Genomic DNA, 17,617 nt, shown 5'->3' on the forward strand with positions numbered 1-17,617 from the left:
CTCATCCCGAAAAAACGTTTCTGTTGTTCCTGTACCAAGCACTTCTTACTCCATTAAAATAAAAAAGCTCTTAAACAGCATTATAAGAGCTTTGTCAATAAAAACTTAGGGCCAATTGGAAGCATAAAGCGCGGTACGTAGGCAGTAGGGATCAATTGTCCACAGCCCCTAAGGCAAAATAATTTAAGAGAGGTTAAAAAAGCATTCTGCAGCGGGTGACTATTGCCTGATGATTTTGACGGGAGGAGTTGGCTCAACCAGCCGGAAGCAGCTAGCGATAAGTGCACAGAACCTAGGGTTTGCAGACTTGCCGGGCTTTATTGTTGGCTGGCTTTGGCAACAAGAAAATCAAGGATCTTAAAAAATCGTTCCTCATTCTGCGCCATTTGCAAATCAGTTTTATACTGGTTATTGACAACAACAGCAGGAACCCCCTGAACATGAAAACTTGACATCAAGGCACTGCCTTCTGCGACCTGCAAATCAAGGGTAGTCGAATTTTCAAACGCACTTTTTGCGGTTGTATTCTCAATGCCTTCGGCAGTGAAGAAATCAATCATCGCCCGATTATTGTTCAATGAGCGCCTGTCATCCTGAATGGCTTTAAATAAGGCAGGATTCATTTTTGCCTCTACGCCCAGGAGGTGGGCTGTGTAGTAAGCTTTGGCATATAATTTCCAGTCTTTATTAAAAACGACAGGAACCCGGGAAAATTCAATCAGCTCACCCTTTTGTTTAACCCAATGGGTGAGTGAAGGTTCAAGACGATAACACCAGGGGCAACCATAGCTAAAAAACTCAGTGACTGCGACTTTCTGTTTATCAGCAGGTGTTCTAACCGTATTGCTGATGAGTTCATAGTCTTTTCCTGCAATAAACTCCTGGGCAAAAGTAATTGCTGGAATGAATAACAATATGAAAAGTAAACGTTTTAACATCTTTATCTCTCTTAAGTTAAACTAATGCAAGCCCTGGATGTAATAGGCTACTGCTTCCATATCGTCCTGGCTCATGCGTTCGCTGATATCCTGCATGATATGGTTTAAATCATTCAAGCGTTTTTTCTCTTTAAATGCTTGTAACTGCGCTATAGTATAGGCTGCATGCTGTCCGGACAGCACCGGAAAGCCGGCTTGGGCATTCCCTGTGCCCCTGGGTCCATGGCAGGCAATGCAGGCTGTGATATGCTTGTCAAAATCCCCCCCGCGGTATAATTGTTCCCCTCGGTCTAAATATTTTTCCGGAGTAGTTCCCTCAGGAAGGGGTTGTTGGGCATAAAAAGAAGCCAGTTCCGCCATGTCTGCTTCTGTCAGAGTAGCGACAATTCCTGTCATTGTCGGATCGTTGCGCGGGGTAATTTTTTTATAATCCTGCAGCTGTTTAAGAAGATATTGGGCGTGTTGACCTGCGAGGTTTGGCCATTGGGGGTTGAGGCTTATCCCTTTTTCTCCGTGACAGGCTACACAAAGCGCTGTTTTTTCTTTTATTGTATTCGGTTGTTCTGCAGCATTTATTGTCAATGGGCAGAGTAGTACAACAGCAAACACGATTTTTTTCATTGTTGATCCGGGATTTCAGCTTAATTTCTATGTTCTATTATGAGTGCGATTAAAGAGGTGGTTTTCTTGATCGCCGCCCCACGGGTTCCATGAATCATCAAGCCCGCGCTTTAATCATACTCTCTATTATGAGCATACAAATTATAATGTTACACTGCTTAGCCAAAATCCCAAAATGAAATTGATATGATGTTAGCAAATCCTTATGCCCGGGCAATTTTTTTGAAAAGTGCTGCCCGCGTTGAGCAGTTACCTGAGGATGAAGGTTATGAAGTGGCATTCGCTGGCCGCTCTAATGCAGGTAAATCAAGTGCGTTAAACTGCCTTACCGGCATTAGACAACTGGCCCGCACCAGTAAAACACCAGGGCGAACGCAGTTGATTAATTTGTTTACCCTGGATGAGTCACGCCGCCTTGTTGATTTGCCAGGCTATGGCTATGCTAAGGTAGCGCAGAAAATCAAAGAAAATTGGCAAATCAATTTGGCCCATTACCTTGAAGTTCGCCAATGCCTTAAGGGATTAATCCTGTTAATGGATTGCCGCCATCCGCTTAAAGAACTTGATCAAATGATGATTGACTGGGCTTTGGATCGGCAATTGCCTGTCCATATTTTATTAACCAAAGCAGATAAATTAAATCGTAGTGAAGTAAAAAATACCATGGCAAAGGTACGCAGGCATTATCAACTGATGGAAGATTTAATTACCATACAAGCCTTTTCCTCTCTAAAAAAAGAGGGAGTGGACGCGTTAGTTAGCAAATTAAATCAATGGCTTGAATGGCCGGAAGGGAAATAAGCAACAGTTTTATTCAGCCTTACGGTTAACTACGATTTATTTTCCTCGATTAAATCCCTGACAGCTTGTGGATTTGCTAATGTTGATAAATCACCAAACTCGGAAGGGTCTGTTATTCCACAGGCAATCTGCCGTAATATGCGGCGCATGATTTTACCTGAACGTGTCTTCGGCAAGTCCGAGACACAATGAATGGCATCAGGCTTTGCGATCGCCCCTATCTCTTTTTTTATGAGCGCTGTTAACTCTTCATGGAGCTTGCTGTTAATAGTCTGATCATGCTTTAAACTGACAAAGGCATGAATACTCTGTCCTTTTATCTCATGGGGTACTCCAACGACAGCGGCTTCGGCAACATGGGTATGGCTTATCAGGGCGCTTTCAATCTCGGCAGTTCCCAGGCGATGTCCGGATACGTTGAGGACATCATCAATGCGCCCTGTAATCCAGTAGTCCCCTTCTTCATCGCGTCTTGCGCCGTCACCGGTCAAATAATACCCGTCTTTAAAATAAGTCTTGCAATAGCGTTCATGATCGCCGGCAATGGTTCTTGCTATCGAAGGCCAGGGTTGTTGTATAACCAGAGAGCCTTTCCCTGTCCCTTTAATTTCATTACCCTGGTCATCGAGAATAAGAGGAAAGATGCCCGGTAAAGGCTGGCTGGCAGCGCCTGGTTTTGCTTTGTCCGGATTGTCTTGCGGGCATATCATAATAGCGCCCGTCTCAGTTTGCCACCAGGTGTCAACCACCGGACTTAATCTCCCTGCTTCTTTATGATACCACTCCCATACATCGGGACTGATAGGCTCACCTACCGTTCCTAACAAGCGCAGGGACTTACGGGATGTTGTCTTTAACCATTTATTTCCTGCTCGTTTTAATGTGCGAATGGCCGTGGGGGCTGTATAGAACACGTTGACTTGATGTCTGTCGATGATTTCCCAATAGCGGGCAGGGTTAGGCCAGGTTGGCACACCACCAAAAACAAGGGAGGTTATCCCATTACTTAGGGGACCATATACGACATAACTATGTCCGGTTATCCAGCCTACATCGGCTGTGCACCAGAATATTTCCTTGGCAGAACAATTAAAAATATAATCCTGGCTGTAAGCAACCTGAACAAGATAACCGGCGGTGGTATGTATCAGGCCTTTGGGTTTACCGGTGCTGCCAGAAGTATAGAGAATAAAGAGCGGGTCTTCTGCATCCATTGGTTCAAGAGGGCAACTGGAATCGGCTTTTAATTTCAAATCATGCCACCAGTGATCAGTTTTGATATGGAAAGGGATTGGCTCGGCAGTATGCTTGCAGACCAGCGTTTGTATTGGAAGCCCGTTTGTTGCCTCGTCTGCCTGTTGTTTCAATGCAAAGCTTTTCCCTGCACGCTGGTAACTGTCTGCCGTAATCAGTAACTTGCAGGCAGAGGCTTGCAGGCGCTGCCTGAGGGCCGCAGGCGAAAAGCCGGCAAAGATTACCGTGTGGACGGCACCAATGCGGGCACAGGCAAGCATTGCGATAACTGCCTCAGGGATCATGGGCAAATAAATACCGACCACCTCACCCTTGGCAGTGCCCAGCGATTTCAAGGCATTTGCCATCAGACATACTTCCTGGTGCAACTCGGCAAAAGTAAATTTGCGTTGTTGTCCGGCGTTATCGCCTTCCCAAATGAGGGCGGTATGATGGGCTTTGGTGGGCAGGTGCCTGTCGAGGCAATTAGCGCTGACATTAAGTTTTGCACCATTAAACCAACGGATATCCCCCGTTGCAAAACTGCCGGTCAGTACCGTATCCCAGGGCTTAATCCAATCAACATATTGATGCGCTATCTCACCCCAAAACTTGTTTAAGGAATCCTCATTGTTTGTCGGTTTGTTAATCATGGGTGCACCTGTTCTTTTGAAATGGCTTTTATAATGGCAGAAAAGTCCAAATGGCCTGAACCTGTTTCATTAAATTTTTGATAAAGTGCTGTGGCACGGGCAGCCATAGGTGTTTCCACACCCACTTTGTTTGCAGAATCCTGACTTAAATGCAAGTCTTTCAGCATCATGGCTGCAGTAAAACCAGGTTGATAGTTATTATTTGCAGGTACATCAGGCAGCACATCCGGCACCGGGAGGTATTGGTTGGTTACCCAACATTGGCCGGAGGAGTTACTGACTACCTCAAATAATTTATGGGCGGATAGTCCAAGGTGTTCTGCCAGTACAAAGGCTTCGGAAACGGCAAGCATGGTCACGCCTAAAATCATATTATTGCAAATTTTTGCTGCCTGTCCGCTCCCTGCGCTTCCGGTATGAATAATTTTTTTCCCCATGCTTTCCAGGATGGGTTTTGCTTTTAAAAATGCGTCTTCCGAGCCGCCCACCATAAAGGTCAAAGTGCCTGCGCCGGCTCCTGCTACTCCCCCTGAAACCGGGGCGTCAACCGATAAAAGTTGCTGACTTGCTGCTTGATGATGAAGCTCTCTGCTGCTGGTCACATCGATTGATGAGCAGTCAATATGCAAAGTCCTGGGTGCCGCTGCGGCGAATAATCCGGCTTCTTCCAGACAAACCTGACGAACCTGCGCTCCTGTTTGCAGCATGGTAATGATGATGTCCTGATTGATGGCGGCCTGTTGTAACAGCTGCGCTTCTTTGCCGCCTGCAGCAACCAGGGATTTAAGGCTCTGTGATTGAAGGTCAAAGCCGGTTACAGTATGGCCGGCTTTGACTAAATTAATGGCCATAGGCAATCCCATATGTCCCAAGCCAACAAAACCAATGCGTGACATTTGCTCTCCTTTATTAACTTAAGCTTGATAGGAGAATACAACTGCTATATCAAGCTTAAACGTTGCACTGATTATTTTAAATACTGTACCTGCAGGATAATGAACTAGTTTACGCCATACTGTTTCAGGCGTTCCACGCCAACCCTCCACTCTGGTTGCTATTGGTGGGTTGGCATGGCAAAGGCATTTTCGTTAAGTTCTGTAACAGGCCATCTGCTGGTAATGGTTTTGCGGCGAGTATAGAAATTAATGCTTTCCATGCCATGCATGTTGGCATCGCCAAAGGAAGAGCGTTTCCAGCCTCCAAAAGGATGGCTGGCGATAGGTACTGGAATGGGAATATTTATCCCGACCATACCCACTTGAACGCGGTGACTGTATTCACGTGCGCTGTACCCGTCGCGCGTGAAGATGGCTGTGCCATTGCCGTAAGGGTGGCTGTTTACCAGGGCTAATGCCTGGTGAAAATCAGCAACTCGCAGCATAACCAGCACCGGGCCAAAAATCTCTTTTTGATAGATGGACATTGATTCACTGACCTTATCAAACAAGGAGGGGCCAATAAAGAAACCTTCCGGGTATTTATTATGGGTGAAGCTGCGGCCATCAACCGCTAAATGTGCGCCCTCGGCAACGCCCTCATTAATTGCGGCAATAACCCGCTCTCTATGGGCATGACTGATTAAAGGTCCCATATCACAGCCTTCGACATCCCCTGCATCGACACGGATAGCCCGAATTAAGGGGATTAACCTGTCCAGCAACTTCTCTGCGGTATGCTCACCCACCGCGACTATTGCTGAAATAGCCATGCAGCGCTCGCCGGCCGAACCATAGGCTGCACCTACAATCGCATTGGCAGCCTGGTCAAAATCAGCGTCGGGCATTACCACACAATGGTTTTTTGCGCCGCCAAAAGTATGCGCTCTCTTTCCATGGGCAGTGGCTGTAGTATAGATAAATTCCGCCACTGGCGTTGAGGCAACCGCAGTGAAGGCGCTGATGTCTGGATGAGTCAACAATTGATCAACTGTTGCTTTGTCACCTTGCACACAATTGGCAACACCAGCAGGCAAACCTGCCTCCGTTAACAGCTCAAGTAAACGGACAGGGGCTGATGGGTCTTGTTCGGAAGGCTTTAATACAAAGGTATTGCCACAGGCTATCGCCGGGATCATCATCCAGATGGGAACCATTACAGGGAAGTTAAATGGGGATACGCCTGCACAAACGCCCAAGGGCTGGCGTATCGTATGGCAATCAATATCGGTAGAAACCTCCGCAGAAAAACAGCCCTGTAACTGGTTCACGAGACCGCAGTGGAACTCAACCACTTCAATGGCTCTGGCAATGGAACCTTTGGCGTCATCAAGGGTTTTGCCATGTTCACGGGTAACAATGTGTGCTAAATCGAGTTGATATTTTTCCAACAGTTCGCGAAATTTGAATAAAATACGTGCCCTTTTAACCGGGGTGGTGGCGGCCCAGGCAGGCCAGGCGGATTTGGCTGCAGCAACAGCCTTATCAGTGATTGCCTGATCAGCAAAGTGAACCTGGCCTATTGTTTCGCCAAGTGCCGGATTGCAAAGAGGATGAAATCTGGAGCCGGTATCAGACCAGGCCTTGCCATCAATATAATGAGGTACGGTGTAACTCATCTGAAACTCCTTTTAGGATGGGTAAATTTAGACTGCTTTCAAAACCTTTATTTTGTATCTTCATCCCGGCGGTTGACGATTCTATTTGCCAGGTACATCCACTTAAAATCAAATTCGTTTTTAGAAGAAGTCTATTCTGCAAAAGTACTTACAGTTACCTGGTAGTAGCGCTTGTCGTCGCCAACATGGGAGCTTCGTGTTTCGACCACCTCAATCCTTGTATGTTCGCCCGCTTTCTGTAAAGCGTTTTGAATCGCCTCATTAATGCCTGAGTCAGAGGAACCGGTATATTCTCCTGTTTTTAATTTCATTTTGCTTCCTTAAAAAATTTGCAGACATGCAGTGTAACATGAAAAATCGTTGAAAATCCTACTAATATCATCTACAACAAATTGTTAAGCGGATTAAATTATTTAATAATAACCAACCGATGCAGGCAAGGGATAGTTTAACATGGGAAGAAAAACAATATTGCGTGTAGCCGAGGGTATCAAACTTACCGAAGAGCAGGAACAGAACCTAAGGGATTTACTCGGCGAGGTTGAAATAGAATCATATACAGCCAGGCCAAATCTTAAACAAAGCTATCAGCGCCGTATGGACAGCCTCTATGATGCCTTTTTATTTATCCTGAAGACAATTCGCACCGAGAAGCAATGTGAATTAACAACATACCTTCAATGGTGCAAAGCGCAATACCCCTTACCTGGAGCAGCCTCTATTGATAAATATCAGGCAATTTTGTCTGAGTATACGGCATTACTTATCAATGCCTTAATTGATAGTGATTCCAAGCGACAGACATCAGAGTCGGCCATTGAACTCTTAAACAAAGCAGAACAGTATCTGTTGATGTCAAAAGGCCGCGCAGATCTGGCCACCTTAATCCCTCTTAACGTCAATAAAGAAATAGAATTTGTCTTGCAATGGGAAAGGCAATTGTCGCCCTATTTGGAAGAAACCCTCACAGAGTGTGCAGCAATAAAATCCAGTCGTTTAGTCACTACACCCGATTGGTTCCGCGAGTTGCCTCCCGTTCTGCAAAGGTACATTCACTTTAGTGATGAGGTTGATGATATTCACCGTCTAAAAATCAATTTCAACCAGTTTGAACTGAACTGGTTAGCGATTAAAAAGCAACAAATTCTGGCGCAGGATTTAAAGGATATCGGTGATGGCAAGAAATTACCGTCCTGGTTTGAATCATTGGCTGATAATCAGCAAAAACTGGTCAAACTATTTTGTGATTCTTCGTTGACAATAGATGAAATTGATAAGACGCTGGATGCGCTGAATCAGCGGCTACTGGGATTGCATAAGCAGAGCAAAAAGGAATTGCTCATCAGCGGATTAAAGGATATACGCAGGCTGCCTTATTGGTTTTTGACCCTGGAAGATTACGAGCAGCGTTTTTTTAAGGAGGCATTAAACAGTAGCCCTCGTCTTGAAGAAGTCCTCTCTTTCATTCCGAGTCGTTTACGTAAAATTCCCTTGGCCGCTAATTTTGGTGAACACCAACTATTATTGCTTGGTAAAGAGGGGAAAGTCAGCAAAGCCTGCCGGCCAAGGCTGCGCTCCAGTCATCTGGCTTCCCGTGATGTAAAGGATTTGCCTGATGAAATTAGCCGATTACATGCTGAGCGTAACCTGGCAAGAATCATGAGTTTTTGCCAGGAAAAACCACTGCTGGTACAAACTTTAATTAGTCCCGTAGGTTGGTTGGATCGCTATATTCCTGATTATGCTCTGGACAGGCAGCGTCAGAAAGTGGTGGCCGATATGCGCTTTCAAGAGAAGCGTTTAATTTTTTCCACGAATCACCCTTTTAACAGGGCTAAAATACTTTACTACACTTCGGCAGCAGAGCCTTCTTGTCTGGTTTTATTAAGAATGGCAGAAATGATTCTTGCAATCCAAAAAATTGCGGTTTTGCAGGGTTCCCTGGATTTAGAGCAGGCCAAACAGGTTATCTCCCGAGCCTTCCTTAAGGTAGGAGCAAGTAAGGGCATCAAAGTTAACCCACTACTGCCGACTGCTCCTTTGAGTCATCAGGAAGAGCGAATACAAAGGGAGCTTGTTGGTTTATTTGATGAGCATTACAGCTTGTTAGCCGGCGTGGAAGGGTGGCAGCAATTAGGAGCCGAGCATCTTATTAAAAATCAAAAGGCCAATAAAGAAGGAAATTCATTCATTGAGGATGACTATGATTTGGCTGCGCTTGTAAAAGGGTATCAAGCGGTTTTGAACTCATCTTATGGTTCTGCTACAGTGCTTGATTATAATGGCAGAGAGCTGTTTTTAAGTTCTTTGGAAAATTTACTCGTGCTGGCGATTGATATGGTAAGTTATGGTTCCTGTGTCAGTGGCAAAGACCGCAAGGCAATTGAATTAATCCATACGGATGGGATGATTCTTTATCGCGAACGATACGGGAATTGGCCAAAGTTTGATGATAGAGGCAAGCAAAGGGCTGCTTTTGTCGAACTGGTTGCTACAGTGTATATTTCCAGGCATCCCCATGAGCATGCTGGCCAGAATGCGCCGGGATCCAACGGTATTAAAACACCGGCTAATTATCTGCCTGCCGACATTGCTGCTGCCATTCGTGAAAAATCAGGCTCGGAGGCTTTGGGTGTTGACGACATACTGGCGACTAATAATGAAGTGTGCCGTATTGGAACGGTAAATGAAAAAATAAGGCCGGGCTTTGCCACCTGTGTGCTTGCAGCACAAAGGCTGTCAGATGAAAGCAGGGTGAGGATCATTAATAAATTCAGTGTGCTTGGGGGTCAAAAAAAATTCTGGAAGGAGCAGTCAGGCTGGCTGGCTCCTGCCCCTACAGGAATCAATAACATAAAGGGGGCTCTTCAAGGTGGCAGCAAAAGCACCATTTTTCAACTGGCAGAAATTTATTATGCGATCAATTGCAGGCCTGTGGACTCTCTCCTGCGTAGCCCTCATACTCAAACTATCTACTCCGCAATGCGGGATTTATATAATGCAAAGGATCCCGAGGCTCAGGTAAAACAGACCCTGGAAAGCCTGGACCGTATAAAAAACGCCTCTTTTAAGCGCAGCACGCCAGCAGAAAAGCCAGAGCTGTCTCAAAGCCCCTCATTGAATTAGTTATGGTGTCATACTTCAAAGCTTGTTTATCCTTCATAAAATCATGAGGACACAGCGGTTGCTCCCAATATTAAATGGGGTAAATTTTATCAGGAGGTGCACATGCCCTGGCGAAATTACTGGCTAAATAAATGTTCCAGCCCATAATAAAGTGAATCCAGCGTCGGAACCCTTTGACAGGCGAGTACAAGTCCAGGCATGAAAGAGATTCTGTCGATACTGTCATGGCTGATGGTCAAGGTTTCACCGGTGCTGCCAAAAATTACCTGCTGACGGGCGACTACGCCAGGCAATCGCAGGGAATGGATTGGAATACCATGATGGGTCCCCCCACGGGCGCCACTCACCAGCTCATGGGAGTCAGATTGTTTGTTTTTGACCGTCCTGGCTGCTGCAATCATTTCCGCCGTTTTCATGGCAGTGCCTGATGGTGCGTCAAATTTTTGCGGATGATGGGCCTCAATAATTTCGACTGTCTCCAGTAATCGGGCTGCTTCTGCTGCAAAGCGCATCATCAGGACCGCACTGATGGAAAAATTGGGAACAATAAGGCCGCCCAGTTTTTTCTCGCTACAATAGGCTGTCAGCCTTTCTATTTGTGGTTCGGTCAAGCCACTGGTGCCGATTACAGGGTGGGCGTCATTTTCAATGATAGTGAGGCTGTTGTCATAAACACTATCCGCCCGGGTTAGATCGATGACTATGTCAGGCTTTGTTTCAATAATCGCCTGGCGAAGATTATCTTCATGGCTTAGGCTGCCTGCCAGTTCAAAATCAGGATGATTTTTAATGGTTTCACAAGCAAGGGTTCCCATTTTACCCTTTGCTCCATTAACAATAATTCGGGTAGTCATCTGTTCTCCAGTTAGTATTTTATTGCGGCTTTTTCTTTTTGGATTCGCTATTTCCATAAACAACCCGCAGTGCCCATATGCTGGCTGGTATCCAACCTATTACCGTAGCCTGCATGATCAACGCAACCAGGGCACCTCCAGGATTATCGTCCAGCAATAAAATAATCCAGGGGAAACCAAGAGCAACAAGAGACCAAAAAAATCGACTAATCATTACTAATTACCCTTTATCAAACAGTGGTGTGCCAGCTCATTCTTCCAGGTCATACTGCAGAAACCCGAAGCAATGCGCTTTAAAGTTCAATTATACTATTGAACTAGTATATATCTATTCTTTGAAAATGGGAGCCTTGGGTTCTGTGCACTTATATACTGTCTTGGCCAAAAAGCCTTGATTTTCCGCTTCGGTGCTCGCCGATCAAGGCTTTTTGGCTCAAGCTAGCGATAAGTGCACAGAGCCCAGACAAAATAGCGGCATTGGTTACAATGAATTAGTCTGCCATACTTGCAAATGACAATTAAAAGCTGTACATTGTATGCGCATTTTCCAGACGATTATTTTCTGCATAACGCAAGCGGCATCCTTTCTGTTTAAGGAGTATTGGAATGAGATGCTGTTAGCTGAAAATCAGGGTTATCTAATGAAGGTAGTAAGATGAGAAGACAAGAGCTTCATCCACGGACAGCAATACTGAATAAAACACAAAAAAACAAATCAAGAAGCGCACGCAATGAAGCACTTCAATGGCTTGCAGCTACGTTTCCTCTGGCATTTGATAATTCCCTCAGGATCCGCCCTTTGAAAATTGGTATAATGGAAGATATCCTGAGCCATGCTGATAAAGCGGCAGATGCTGGTATTTCCAGGAGTAAACTACGGGAAGCTGTCGTGCTGTTCACCCGCCGCATTGATTATTTAACCTGCTTAAAAGCCCGGGAAATGCGCATTGACTTGCTCGGTAATCCTGTCAGCCTGGTTACAGAAGAAGAAGCAGAAAGAGCCGCTTTAAAGATTAAAAAGCGGATTGAAAAAAGTGCCCGCAATGCCCGTAAAGTACTTGCCGGTAAGACCGCTGCTCCCACTCCAAAATCGTTAACCACAAACTATGGTTCACAGGATGTTAATCCTTATCCTGAACGTGCGCCTGCTTTTCATGCACAAAATCCAGCAACATCCCCACGTCCTGCTGTGTTGGTGAAACATAAGGCTTCACGCCAGTTTGATCCGGATGCGGTGGCACGCTTAAAGGAAAAGCTTGGTTTATCACGCAAAACGCAAAAAGAAGTCACGGATTAATTATTGTTCATCAGGAACAACCTTTTTGCACTCAAAGCCAAATTATATTTATTGAGTTAATATTTGGTTAATAAATTATCATTATCATTACTCTATTATTAGTTTAATGCATCTAATCCGTTTCAAGGAATGGTGGGCTAATCTTGCATTGGAGTGACGAGTGAGCAACATTACACTGAGTGGAAAAAGCAAAGATCTGATATCCAGGCTTATCGAAAAGGATCCAACCCTGATCGAAGACTTGCAGGATTCTAATCAGCCCAGGGAGACACTCACTTATTTACAGCTGCATCAATGGTTAACTCGCCAGCGTCCGCTAGATAAGGAAAATACCTTCTTGCTGGAAGCATTAGAAGTTGCTCTCCTAAAGGATTTGAATCGGACATTGGCTGCCAGGCAGCAATCCTCCCCTCAAAGTAAGCCTGCTAAACCATCCCGGTGGGGATCCAAGGCTAATTTTATATTACTCGCTATCGCCGGCACTGTTTATTTTGGCTGTGAGGGCTTTGATGGCATCACTGCGATGCTCGGCACTATTCCCTCTGTTCCCTCTATTGCTGTGTTTGTCGTAGGTACTGTATTTGCCCTCCTGTCAATCATTGTTTTTTACAGCTTTGATTTGGTCGAGATCTCCAAGAACCTGGGGGTGAAGCTCTCTTCTACCTCCCAATTACTTGATGTTTATCTTAACAAGGTGAAACAAATACAGGAAATAAGAAAACAACTGTCTAATCCAACAGGAAAAAGCAAGGACGTTCTTGAAGAGGAATTTTTAATTGCCAGTATGTTGCTGGCAAAGCATGAAGCGCTGAAAGAGGTGCGGGAAAAGCTAAAAAGCGCATTGGATAATAAGTTGCTGAAGGCAGGCAAAGTACTCACCGCAGCTATCGCGGGGATTATCTTTTTCAGTGGCGGCTTTTTTGCGGGGGAGACGGTTGCCCTGTATGTTGCCAGCTGTTTTTTTGCTTCGGTATCAGCAACATTCTGGCCGGTTGTTGTAGCCAGTGTGTTGGTAGGTATCGCCGCCTTCAGTGTTTATTGGTTTGTCGAACGCCCCAGACTACAAAATCTTATTGGCCGCTGGGTTAATCTGGATGCAGATAAAATTGATACACTGTGCAATGAAGAACTGGTTATTCAAGAGGAAAAGGAATTGCGCAATACACATGATAACTTAAACGAGTTAGTCAAGACGAAAAAGACCAATAGTGAGTTAACGGAAACTAACCAGCAATTATCAGAAGAAGTAGCTCGTCTGAAGGGATTACTCCAGCTTAAGGATCAGATTAGATCTGAGCCAGCGGTTAACGACGTTGCAGGATTTAATCCCAATAGAGTAAATACAGAGCTTAATCATCCCTTTAATCCTTCAGCATCCCTGAGAAGATCTTGGTCTACAGGGAGTTTAAGAGACACCTTTTTTCCTTCTGGACCTCCGGTTAGTGGCAACGGAGACACTAAGCCGGGGTACAGTGCATCAACAATCGTTTAATACCTTGACTGATATTGACAAGGTTAAGCGGTACGTAAACCAGAAGAGAATTCCCCAGCGCATAATCAGGATTTAGCGATAAGTAATAGCTGGTGCAAGGGTTGTTCTGATGTACTGGCGGAACATGACGCAGGGCAATGGGGTTATCGATAAGCATCGGATGGGCCGTTGTTGACGTCAGGCTGTTGTGTTTTTTCCAGTTTGTCACCAGACCTAATACCGATTGAGGTATACGAATTTCTTCTTTCGGGTAAATTGTTGAACTTAAGCTGGCCAGGAATTGATATTTTTCCGGGGTATCTGCATTGGCGAGATAAATCATTTCCTGTTCAGGGTGGGCTAGCTTATATTTCATAACCGCGGTTAAGCCGCATCGGGCGGCATCAAAGAAAAGGTCAATGCGCTTATCATGGTAGGTTCCCCCATAATAAACGACGACAGATTTCCCTTTATGATGAACGAACTGATAGCCAATACGGGTAAACCCGATGATTTTTTGAGATTTGTCGTAAAAAATGTACAACTCTCCCGCTTTACCTACCCCGAGTATAGTTTCTTCAAGCTGACTGCCATGCTTAACACGATAATGCTGATGGATGAATTGCTTGAGTGCATTGGTATAATGGCTGGCTAATGGCTTGTCCGGAGCCATTAGCAGCGTTTCTGTATTAAAAATCAAAGAATTGCTCATTTTTCTCTCCCTAGAAAAAGATCAATGCAGGTTTGGGGCTGTTGCTCTTATCTTCTTGAAAAGCTTAATTTTTAATTAATAGATTAGATTTGGCAAAAGTCAAATTTTTAGGATTGTTTTGGCAAAGGGAACAGTAATTTTTCGCTGCGCTGCCAGGGAGGCTTCATCAAGGCGATTGAGAATACTTTGCAGGTCATGCATATTACGTGCGCAGCGGTTGATTAAGAAATGACCCACACTTGAAGCTAATTCAAAACCGCGCTTTCTGGCGTACTGCTGGAGTGTTTTAATTTTTAGTTCATCTTCTAATTCATTCAGCTGAATAACAAGCCCCCAGCTTAAACGAGAACGTAAATCAGCCAAGCGGATATCGATAGACATCAGTGGCTGTCTGCTGCTGATAAGCAGGATGGTTTTCTCATTATCCCGTACCTTATTGTACAGATGAAATAAGGCTTCTTCCCAGGCTCCATGGCCGGCAATGATGTCAATATCATCAATAGCAATTAAGGCTTGTTCTTCCACGCCATCGATACATTCTGGCCCCCATTCATTCAATACTCTTAAAGGAAGATAAATAGCGGAGGCATTATGCTCTATTGCCTGGCAGCAGGCTTGAAGTAAATGGGATTTGCCACAGCCAGCTGTCCCCCAGATAGTAAGCAGGCGCTCACCTGCACCTGTCAGTGCTTTTGCAATCTGCTCCTGCAAGAGAGTATTCCCATCCCAACAGAAGTCATGCAAGGTCGCTTCATTATCAAGCTGTATTGCTAAAGCCAACTGCTGGTTCATTTGGCCTCTTGATTTCCCGAGTAGGCTTTCCTTCCCCAGGTCCAGACATAATCGGCATAGCTTACTGCTGTGGTTACTGCTGTAATGACAATGAAGATATCGGTTAAATAAGGCGCCGATTTAAAAAAGGCCAATTCAAACAAGCAAATTGTAACCAGAACAAGCTGTAAGGAAGTATTTACCTTACTGAGCAACGTCGGTTCAAAATCCAGGCGGCGCTGAATGAACCAAAGCCAGACTAAAACACCCAGTGAAATGGTCAGATCACGGAGAAATACCAGGATAACCAGCCACCAGGGTAAGGCACCGATGAGTGCTAATGAAACAAAGCTTGAAGCAACCAGTAATTTATCAGCCAGTGGATCAATAAAGGAACCTAAGGGGCTCTGCCAATGAAAATGCCTCGCAAGCCAGCCATCAAGGCCATCAGTAAGACCTGCTATGAGAAACAGGTAAAAGGCGCCAACATATTTTTGTTGATAAAGAAATATCAAAAAAGGCACTATCAGCACTAAGCGAGATAAGGTAAGTGCATTAGGTATACTTTTTAACATGCTATGAAGTGGTAATTTAAACATACCTTATTTGGCTCGGACCATTGCGTTATTGCTGTTGCTCTACTAAGCATCACGAATTTGATTCTATCAAGTGTATACAATACTTGCGTCACTGTCACGTTTGTTCTATTGATTGTCCAGGGTCGCCTTATAAAGGATGAGCAATCTCAGACTGGATAAGCCTGTCATACGCCAAAACGCTCAATAATTTTCAAGGATGAAATCTGGCCATTTTCACATAGTCTTTAATCAGATTGAGTCAAAGGATTAGGTATTGGAATAGAATGGTCTGTTTTCTTGTTAAGGCGCATCAATAACTGGCATTTCTGTTGCCAGGGAGACGCAAGTAATCGGTTTTGATAGAAAGAAAGTAGCGTTTGGTCGCTATGAGGCGCAATTGCCGTTAGCAGATGCTGCAACTCATTCCTGAGCAATTGCCATAATTTCCTGGTGCCAAGAAAATGGTGCTGGTTAAGGTAATTGACCCAATGAGCCAAGTTGTTTTGCAGGTTAGCCTCGACAAATTTGCCGCACAAATCATCCAGGCTATTTGTCATAATGATTGCGCCAGGGGGCAATTCAGGCTTCGATTGTGTATCGTATTTTTGATGGATGCAGAGACTGGCATTCTCCAGGTTGCGGATTATTAACGCGGTGGGTTGATTGTTGCTGAGCACCACCAATGTATTCTGTGGATTGGCTTCAAGCGCGATGCCATAGTGAAGTAATAAGTGTAATTGCGCTGATAATACACAGCGGCAATAGCGGCTGAAATAATCCAGGGGGTCGATGTTGCTGGCAGCCATAATTTCGCAGAGCAAGGGCGCATTGGATAAAGGGGAGCGGCTAAAAAGAGCAGCCAACGGGACAATCTGCTGTCCGCCTGCTAAATTCAGGGGAGGCTGCTGAATAATTAACCCAGTATCTTGCCGGGATCCTGTCTTGTTCTTAATTCGCAATCCGGCCAAATTGGCAGTAATAAAAAGACTCTGTTGATAGTGATTATGCTGTTCCAGTAGCTGGTTTAGCCATGCGGATAAAGCGGGAGCAGCATCAATAGACGCTGCTGATACCTTTTGTAAAGTGGAGTCGCTGTTTATTTCCAGAGAAAGTTTTAAATGACAGCCATTTGATGGCATCAGGGTATGGAGAGACATGGCTGGCTTTGCCAGTTGATGATGAGGCAATAAAATCAGCTTTTTACTATCGATGATATCAGTAAAAAAGGGTTGTATTTTGTTACGCCACTGCCATGGGTGAAGTGGAAGGGGGTAAAATTCTTCATGATGATGGTGTTTGAAGGCCAGCTTGCTCTGCCACAATTGGTATTCATCAGGAAATTGACTCGCCATTAAATGTTTGTAATGGTTGGCAGAGGTCGAACAGGCATAGGATTTATGCAGGGCAGCCCAATGCAGGCTCACCTGAGCGTTGAATTGTGGCGAGTATTGTAAAACCTCGCGGCGATTAAACCCGGCCGTTGCCCTGAAAACAGGGTAAGCAGCGTGTCCTGTACAGCCCCATTGTTCAAGGAGCTGCGTTATTTCTTCAGGGGAGTTTTGGTTGCATAGCCAGTCCCAAAATCGCTTAAAACCATTGGCTTCTTTACTTAGTTCCATCTGCCAGCGTTGCTGGTAGGCCTGCGCCATGGCTTCATTAGCAAGCGCTTCATCAAGCTCATGACGCAAGGTTGCCCAGCGAAAAAAAACAGAGGAGGGTTGAGTATTCTTCATCTGCTCTTCCAGCTGATCGATGAAGTCATGAAGGTGGTGGCTGACTATGGGTTGGGGCGTTAATTGTTCTCTTTTGCTTGCATCAATTAACCTTCTTAGCAAGTTTTGATGAGCCTGGGCAATGAAGTAGTCAATAGAATGCTGTGAGAGGCCGATGCCTGTTTCAAACAATAAAAAGCGCAACTGATGGCTCAATTCATTAAAATTGCCGTAAGCCAAGGCCATATCTGTCTCCCTTATCGCTTATGCAGGCGAATAGTACGCTAGTATTATCC

The 17,617-nt window shown here is 45.0% G+C and carries 16 protein-coding genes; 4 read left to right on the forward strand and 12 right to left on the reverse strand.

Annotation, left to right across the window (positions count from 1 at the left end; translation table 11 throughout):
* Positions 1-317: 317 nt before the first annotated feature.
* A complete protein-coding gene (locus E1O65_RS08155; RefSeq protein ID WP_133133112.1) occupies positions 318-938 on the reverse strand; it encodes a thiol:disulfide interchange protein DsbA/DsbL in 621 nt (206 codons plus the stop codon).
* A gap of 21 nt (positions 939-959) precedes the next feature.
* On the reverse strand, positions 960-1,559 hold the full coding sequence (locus E1O65_RS08160) for a c-type cytochrome (protein ID WP_133133113.1): 600 nt from the start codon (positions 1,557-1,559) through the stop codon (positions 960-962).
* A gap of 189 nt (positions 1,560-1,748) precedes the next feature.
* On the opposite strand from E1O65_RS08160, the gene yihA reads away from it, so the two are divergent.
* Positions 1,749-2,360 (forward strand): ribosome biogenesis GTP-binding protein YihA/YsxC, encoded by a 612-nt coding sequence (yihA, locus tag E1O65_RS08165; protein WP_133133168.1) that lies wholly within the window; start codon positions 1,749-1,751, stop codon positions 2,358-2,360.
* A gap of 29 nt (positions 2,361-2,389) precedes the next feature.
* Here yihA and acs read toward each other — a convergent pair whose 3' ends face one another.
* From acs to E1O65_RS08185, 4 genes are all read right to left on the reverse strand, one after another.
* Positions 2,390-4,246 (reverse strand): acetate--CoA ligase, encoded by a 1,857-nt coding sequence (gene acs, locus E1O65_RS08170; RefSeq protein WP_133133114.1) that lies wholly within the window; start codon positions 4,244-4,246, stop codon positions 2,390-2,392.
* Positions 4,243-5,142 (reverse strand): 3-hydroxyisobutyrate dehydrogenase, encoded by a 900-nt coding sequence (gene mmsB / locus E1O65_RS08175; protein WP_133133115.1) that lies wholly within the window; start codon positions 5,140-5,142, stop codon positions 4,243-4,245. Before mmsB ends, acs begins: the two co-directional genes overlap by 4 nt.
* A 158-nt stretch (positions 5,143-5,300) precedes the next feature.
* On the reverse strand, positions 5,301-6,800 hold the full coding sequence (locus E1O65_RS08180) for a CoA-acylating methylmalonate-semialdehyde dehydrogenase (protein ID WP_133133116.1): 1,500 nt from the start codon (positions 6,798-6,800) through the stop codon (positions 5,301-5,303).
* Positions 6,801-6,931: 131 nt separating this feature from the next.
* Positions 6,932-7,111, reverse strand: coding sequence for a dodecin domain-containing protein (locus tag E1O65_RS08185; protein WP_133133117.1), 180 nt, complete (start codon positions 7,109-7,111; stop codon positions 6,932-6,934).
* Positions 7,112-7,253: 142 nt separating this feature from the next.
* Here E1O65_RS08185 and sidP point away from each other — a divergent pair, with 142 nt between their 5' ends.
* On the forward strand, positions 7,254-9,926 hold the full coding sequence (gene sidP, locus E1O65_RS08190) for a Dot/Icm T4SS effector PI-3-phosphatase SidP (protein ID WP_133133118.1): 2,673 nt from the start codon (positions 7,254-7,256) through the stop codon (positions 9,924-9,926).
* A gap of 116 nt (positions 9,927-10,042) precedes the next feature.
* On the opposite strand, the gene dapB is transcribed toward sidP, so the two are convergent.
* Both dapB and E1O65_RS08200 read right to left on the reverse strand, forming a co-directional pair.
* Complete coding sequence (dapB, locus tag E1O65_RS08195) at positions 10,043-10,780, reverse strand: 4-hydroxy-tetrahydrodipicolinate reductase (protein ID WP_133133119.1); 738 nt, start codon at positions 10,778-10,780, stop codon at positions 10,043-10,045.
* A 19-nt stretch (positions 10,781-10,799) separates the two neighbouring features.
* Entirely contained in the window at positions 10,800-10,994 is a 195-nt protein-coding gene (locus E1O65_RS08200; RefSeq protein ID WP_133133120.1) for a hypothetical protein, read from the reverse strand.
* 441 nt (positions 10,995-11,435) lie between these two features.
* Between E1O65_RS08200 and E1O65_RS08205 the strand changes: the two genes are divergently transcribed.
* Both E1O65_RS08205 and E1O65_RS08210 read left to right on the forward strand, forming a co-directional pair.
* Positions 11,436-12,077 (forward strand): ProQ/FinO family protein, encoded by a 642-nt coding sequence (locus E1O65_RS08205; RefSeq protein ID WP_133133121.1) that lies wholly within the window; start codon positions 11,436-11,438, stop codon positions 12,075-12,077.
* Between the two features lie 160 nt (positions 12,078-12,237).
* Positions 12,238-13,569: a hypothetical protein gene (locus tag E1O65_RS08210; RefSeq protein WP_133133122.1), complete on the forward strand. Its 1,332-nt coding sequence runs from the start codon at positions 12,238-12,240 to the stop codon at positions 13,567-13,569.
* On the opposite strand, the gene E1O65_RS08215 is transcribed toward E1O65_RS08210, so the two are convergent.
* The 4 genes from E1O65_RS08215 to E1O65_RS08230 form a co-directional block, all read right to left on the reverse strand.
* The gene (locus tag E1O65_RS08215; RefSeq protein ID WP_133133123.1) at positions 13,535-14,260 is read right to left on the reverse strand and encodes a hypothetical protein; all 726 of its coding nucleotides are present in this window, start codon (positions 14,258-14,260) and stop codon (positions 13,535-13,537) included. The genes E1O65_RS08210 and E1O65_RS08215 overlap by 35 nt on opposite strands.
* A gap of 99 nt (positions 14,261-14,359) precedes the next feature.
* Positions 14,360-15,052: a DnaA regulatory inactivator Hda gene (gene hda / locus E1O65_RS08220; protein WP_133133124.1), complete on the reverse strand. Its 693-nt coding sequence runs from the start codon at positions 15,050-15,052 to the stop codon at positions 14,360-14,362.
* Positions 15,049-15,630: a CDP-alcohol phosphatidyltransferase family protein gene (locus E1O65_RS08225; RefSeq protein ID WP_242601566.1), complete on the reverse strand. Its 582-nt coding sequence runs from the start codon at positions 15,628-15,630 to the stop codon at positions 15,049-15,051. Before E1O65_RS08225 ends, hda begins: the two co-directional genes overlap by 4 nt.
* Before the next feature lie 224 nt (positions 15,631-15,854).
* On the reverse strand, positions 15,855-17,567 hold the full coding sequence (locus tag E1O65_RS08230) for an IucA/IucC family protein (RefSeq protein ID WP_133133125.1): 1,713 nt from the start codon (positions 17,565-17,567) through the stop codon (positions 15,855-15,857).
* Positions 17,568-17,617: the final 50 nt, after the last annotated feature.

The sequence above is a fragment of the Legionella sp. W10-070 genome (assembly GCF_900640175.1).
Classification (GTDB): Bacteria; Pseudomonadota; Gammaproteobacteria; order Legionellales; family Legionellaceae; genus Tatlockia.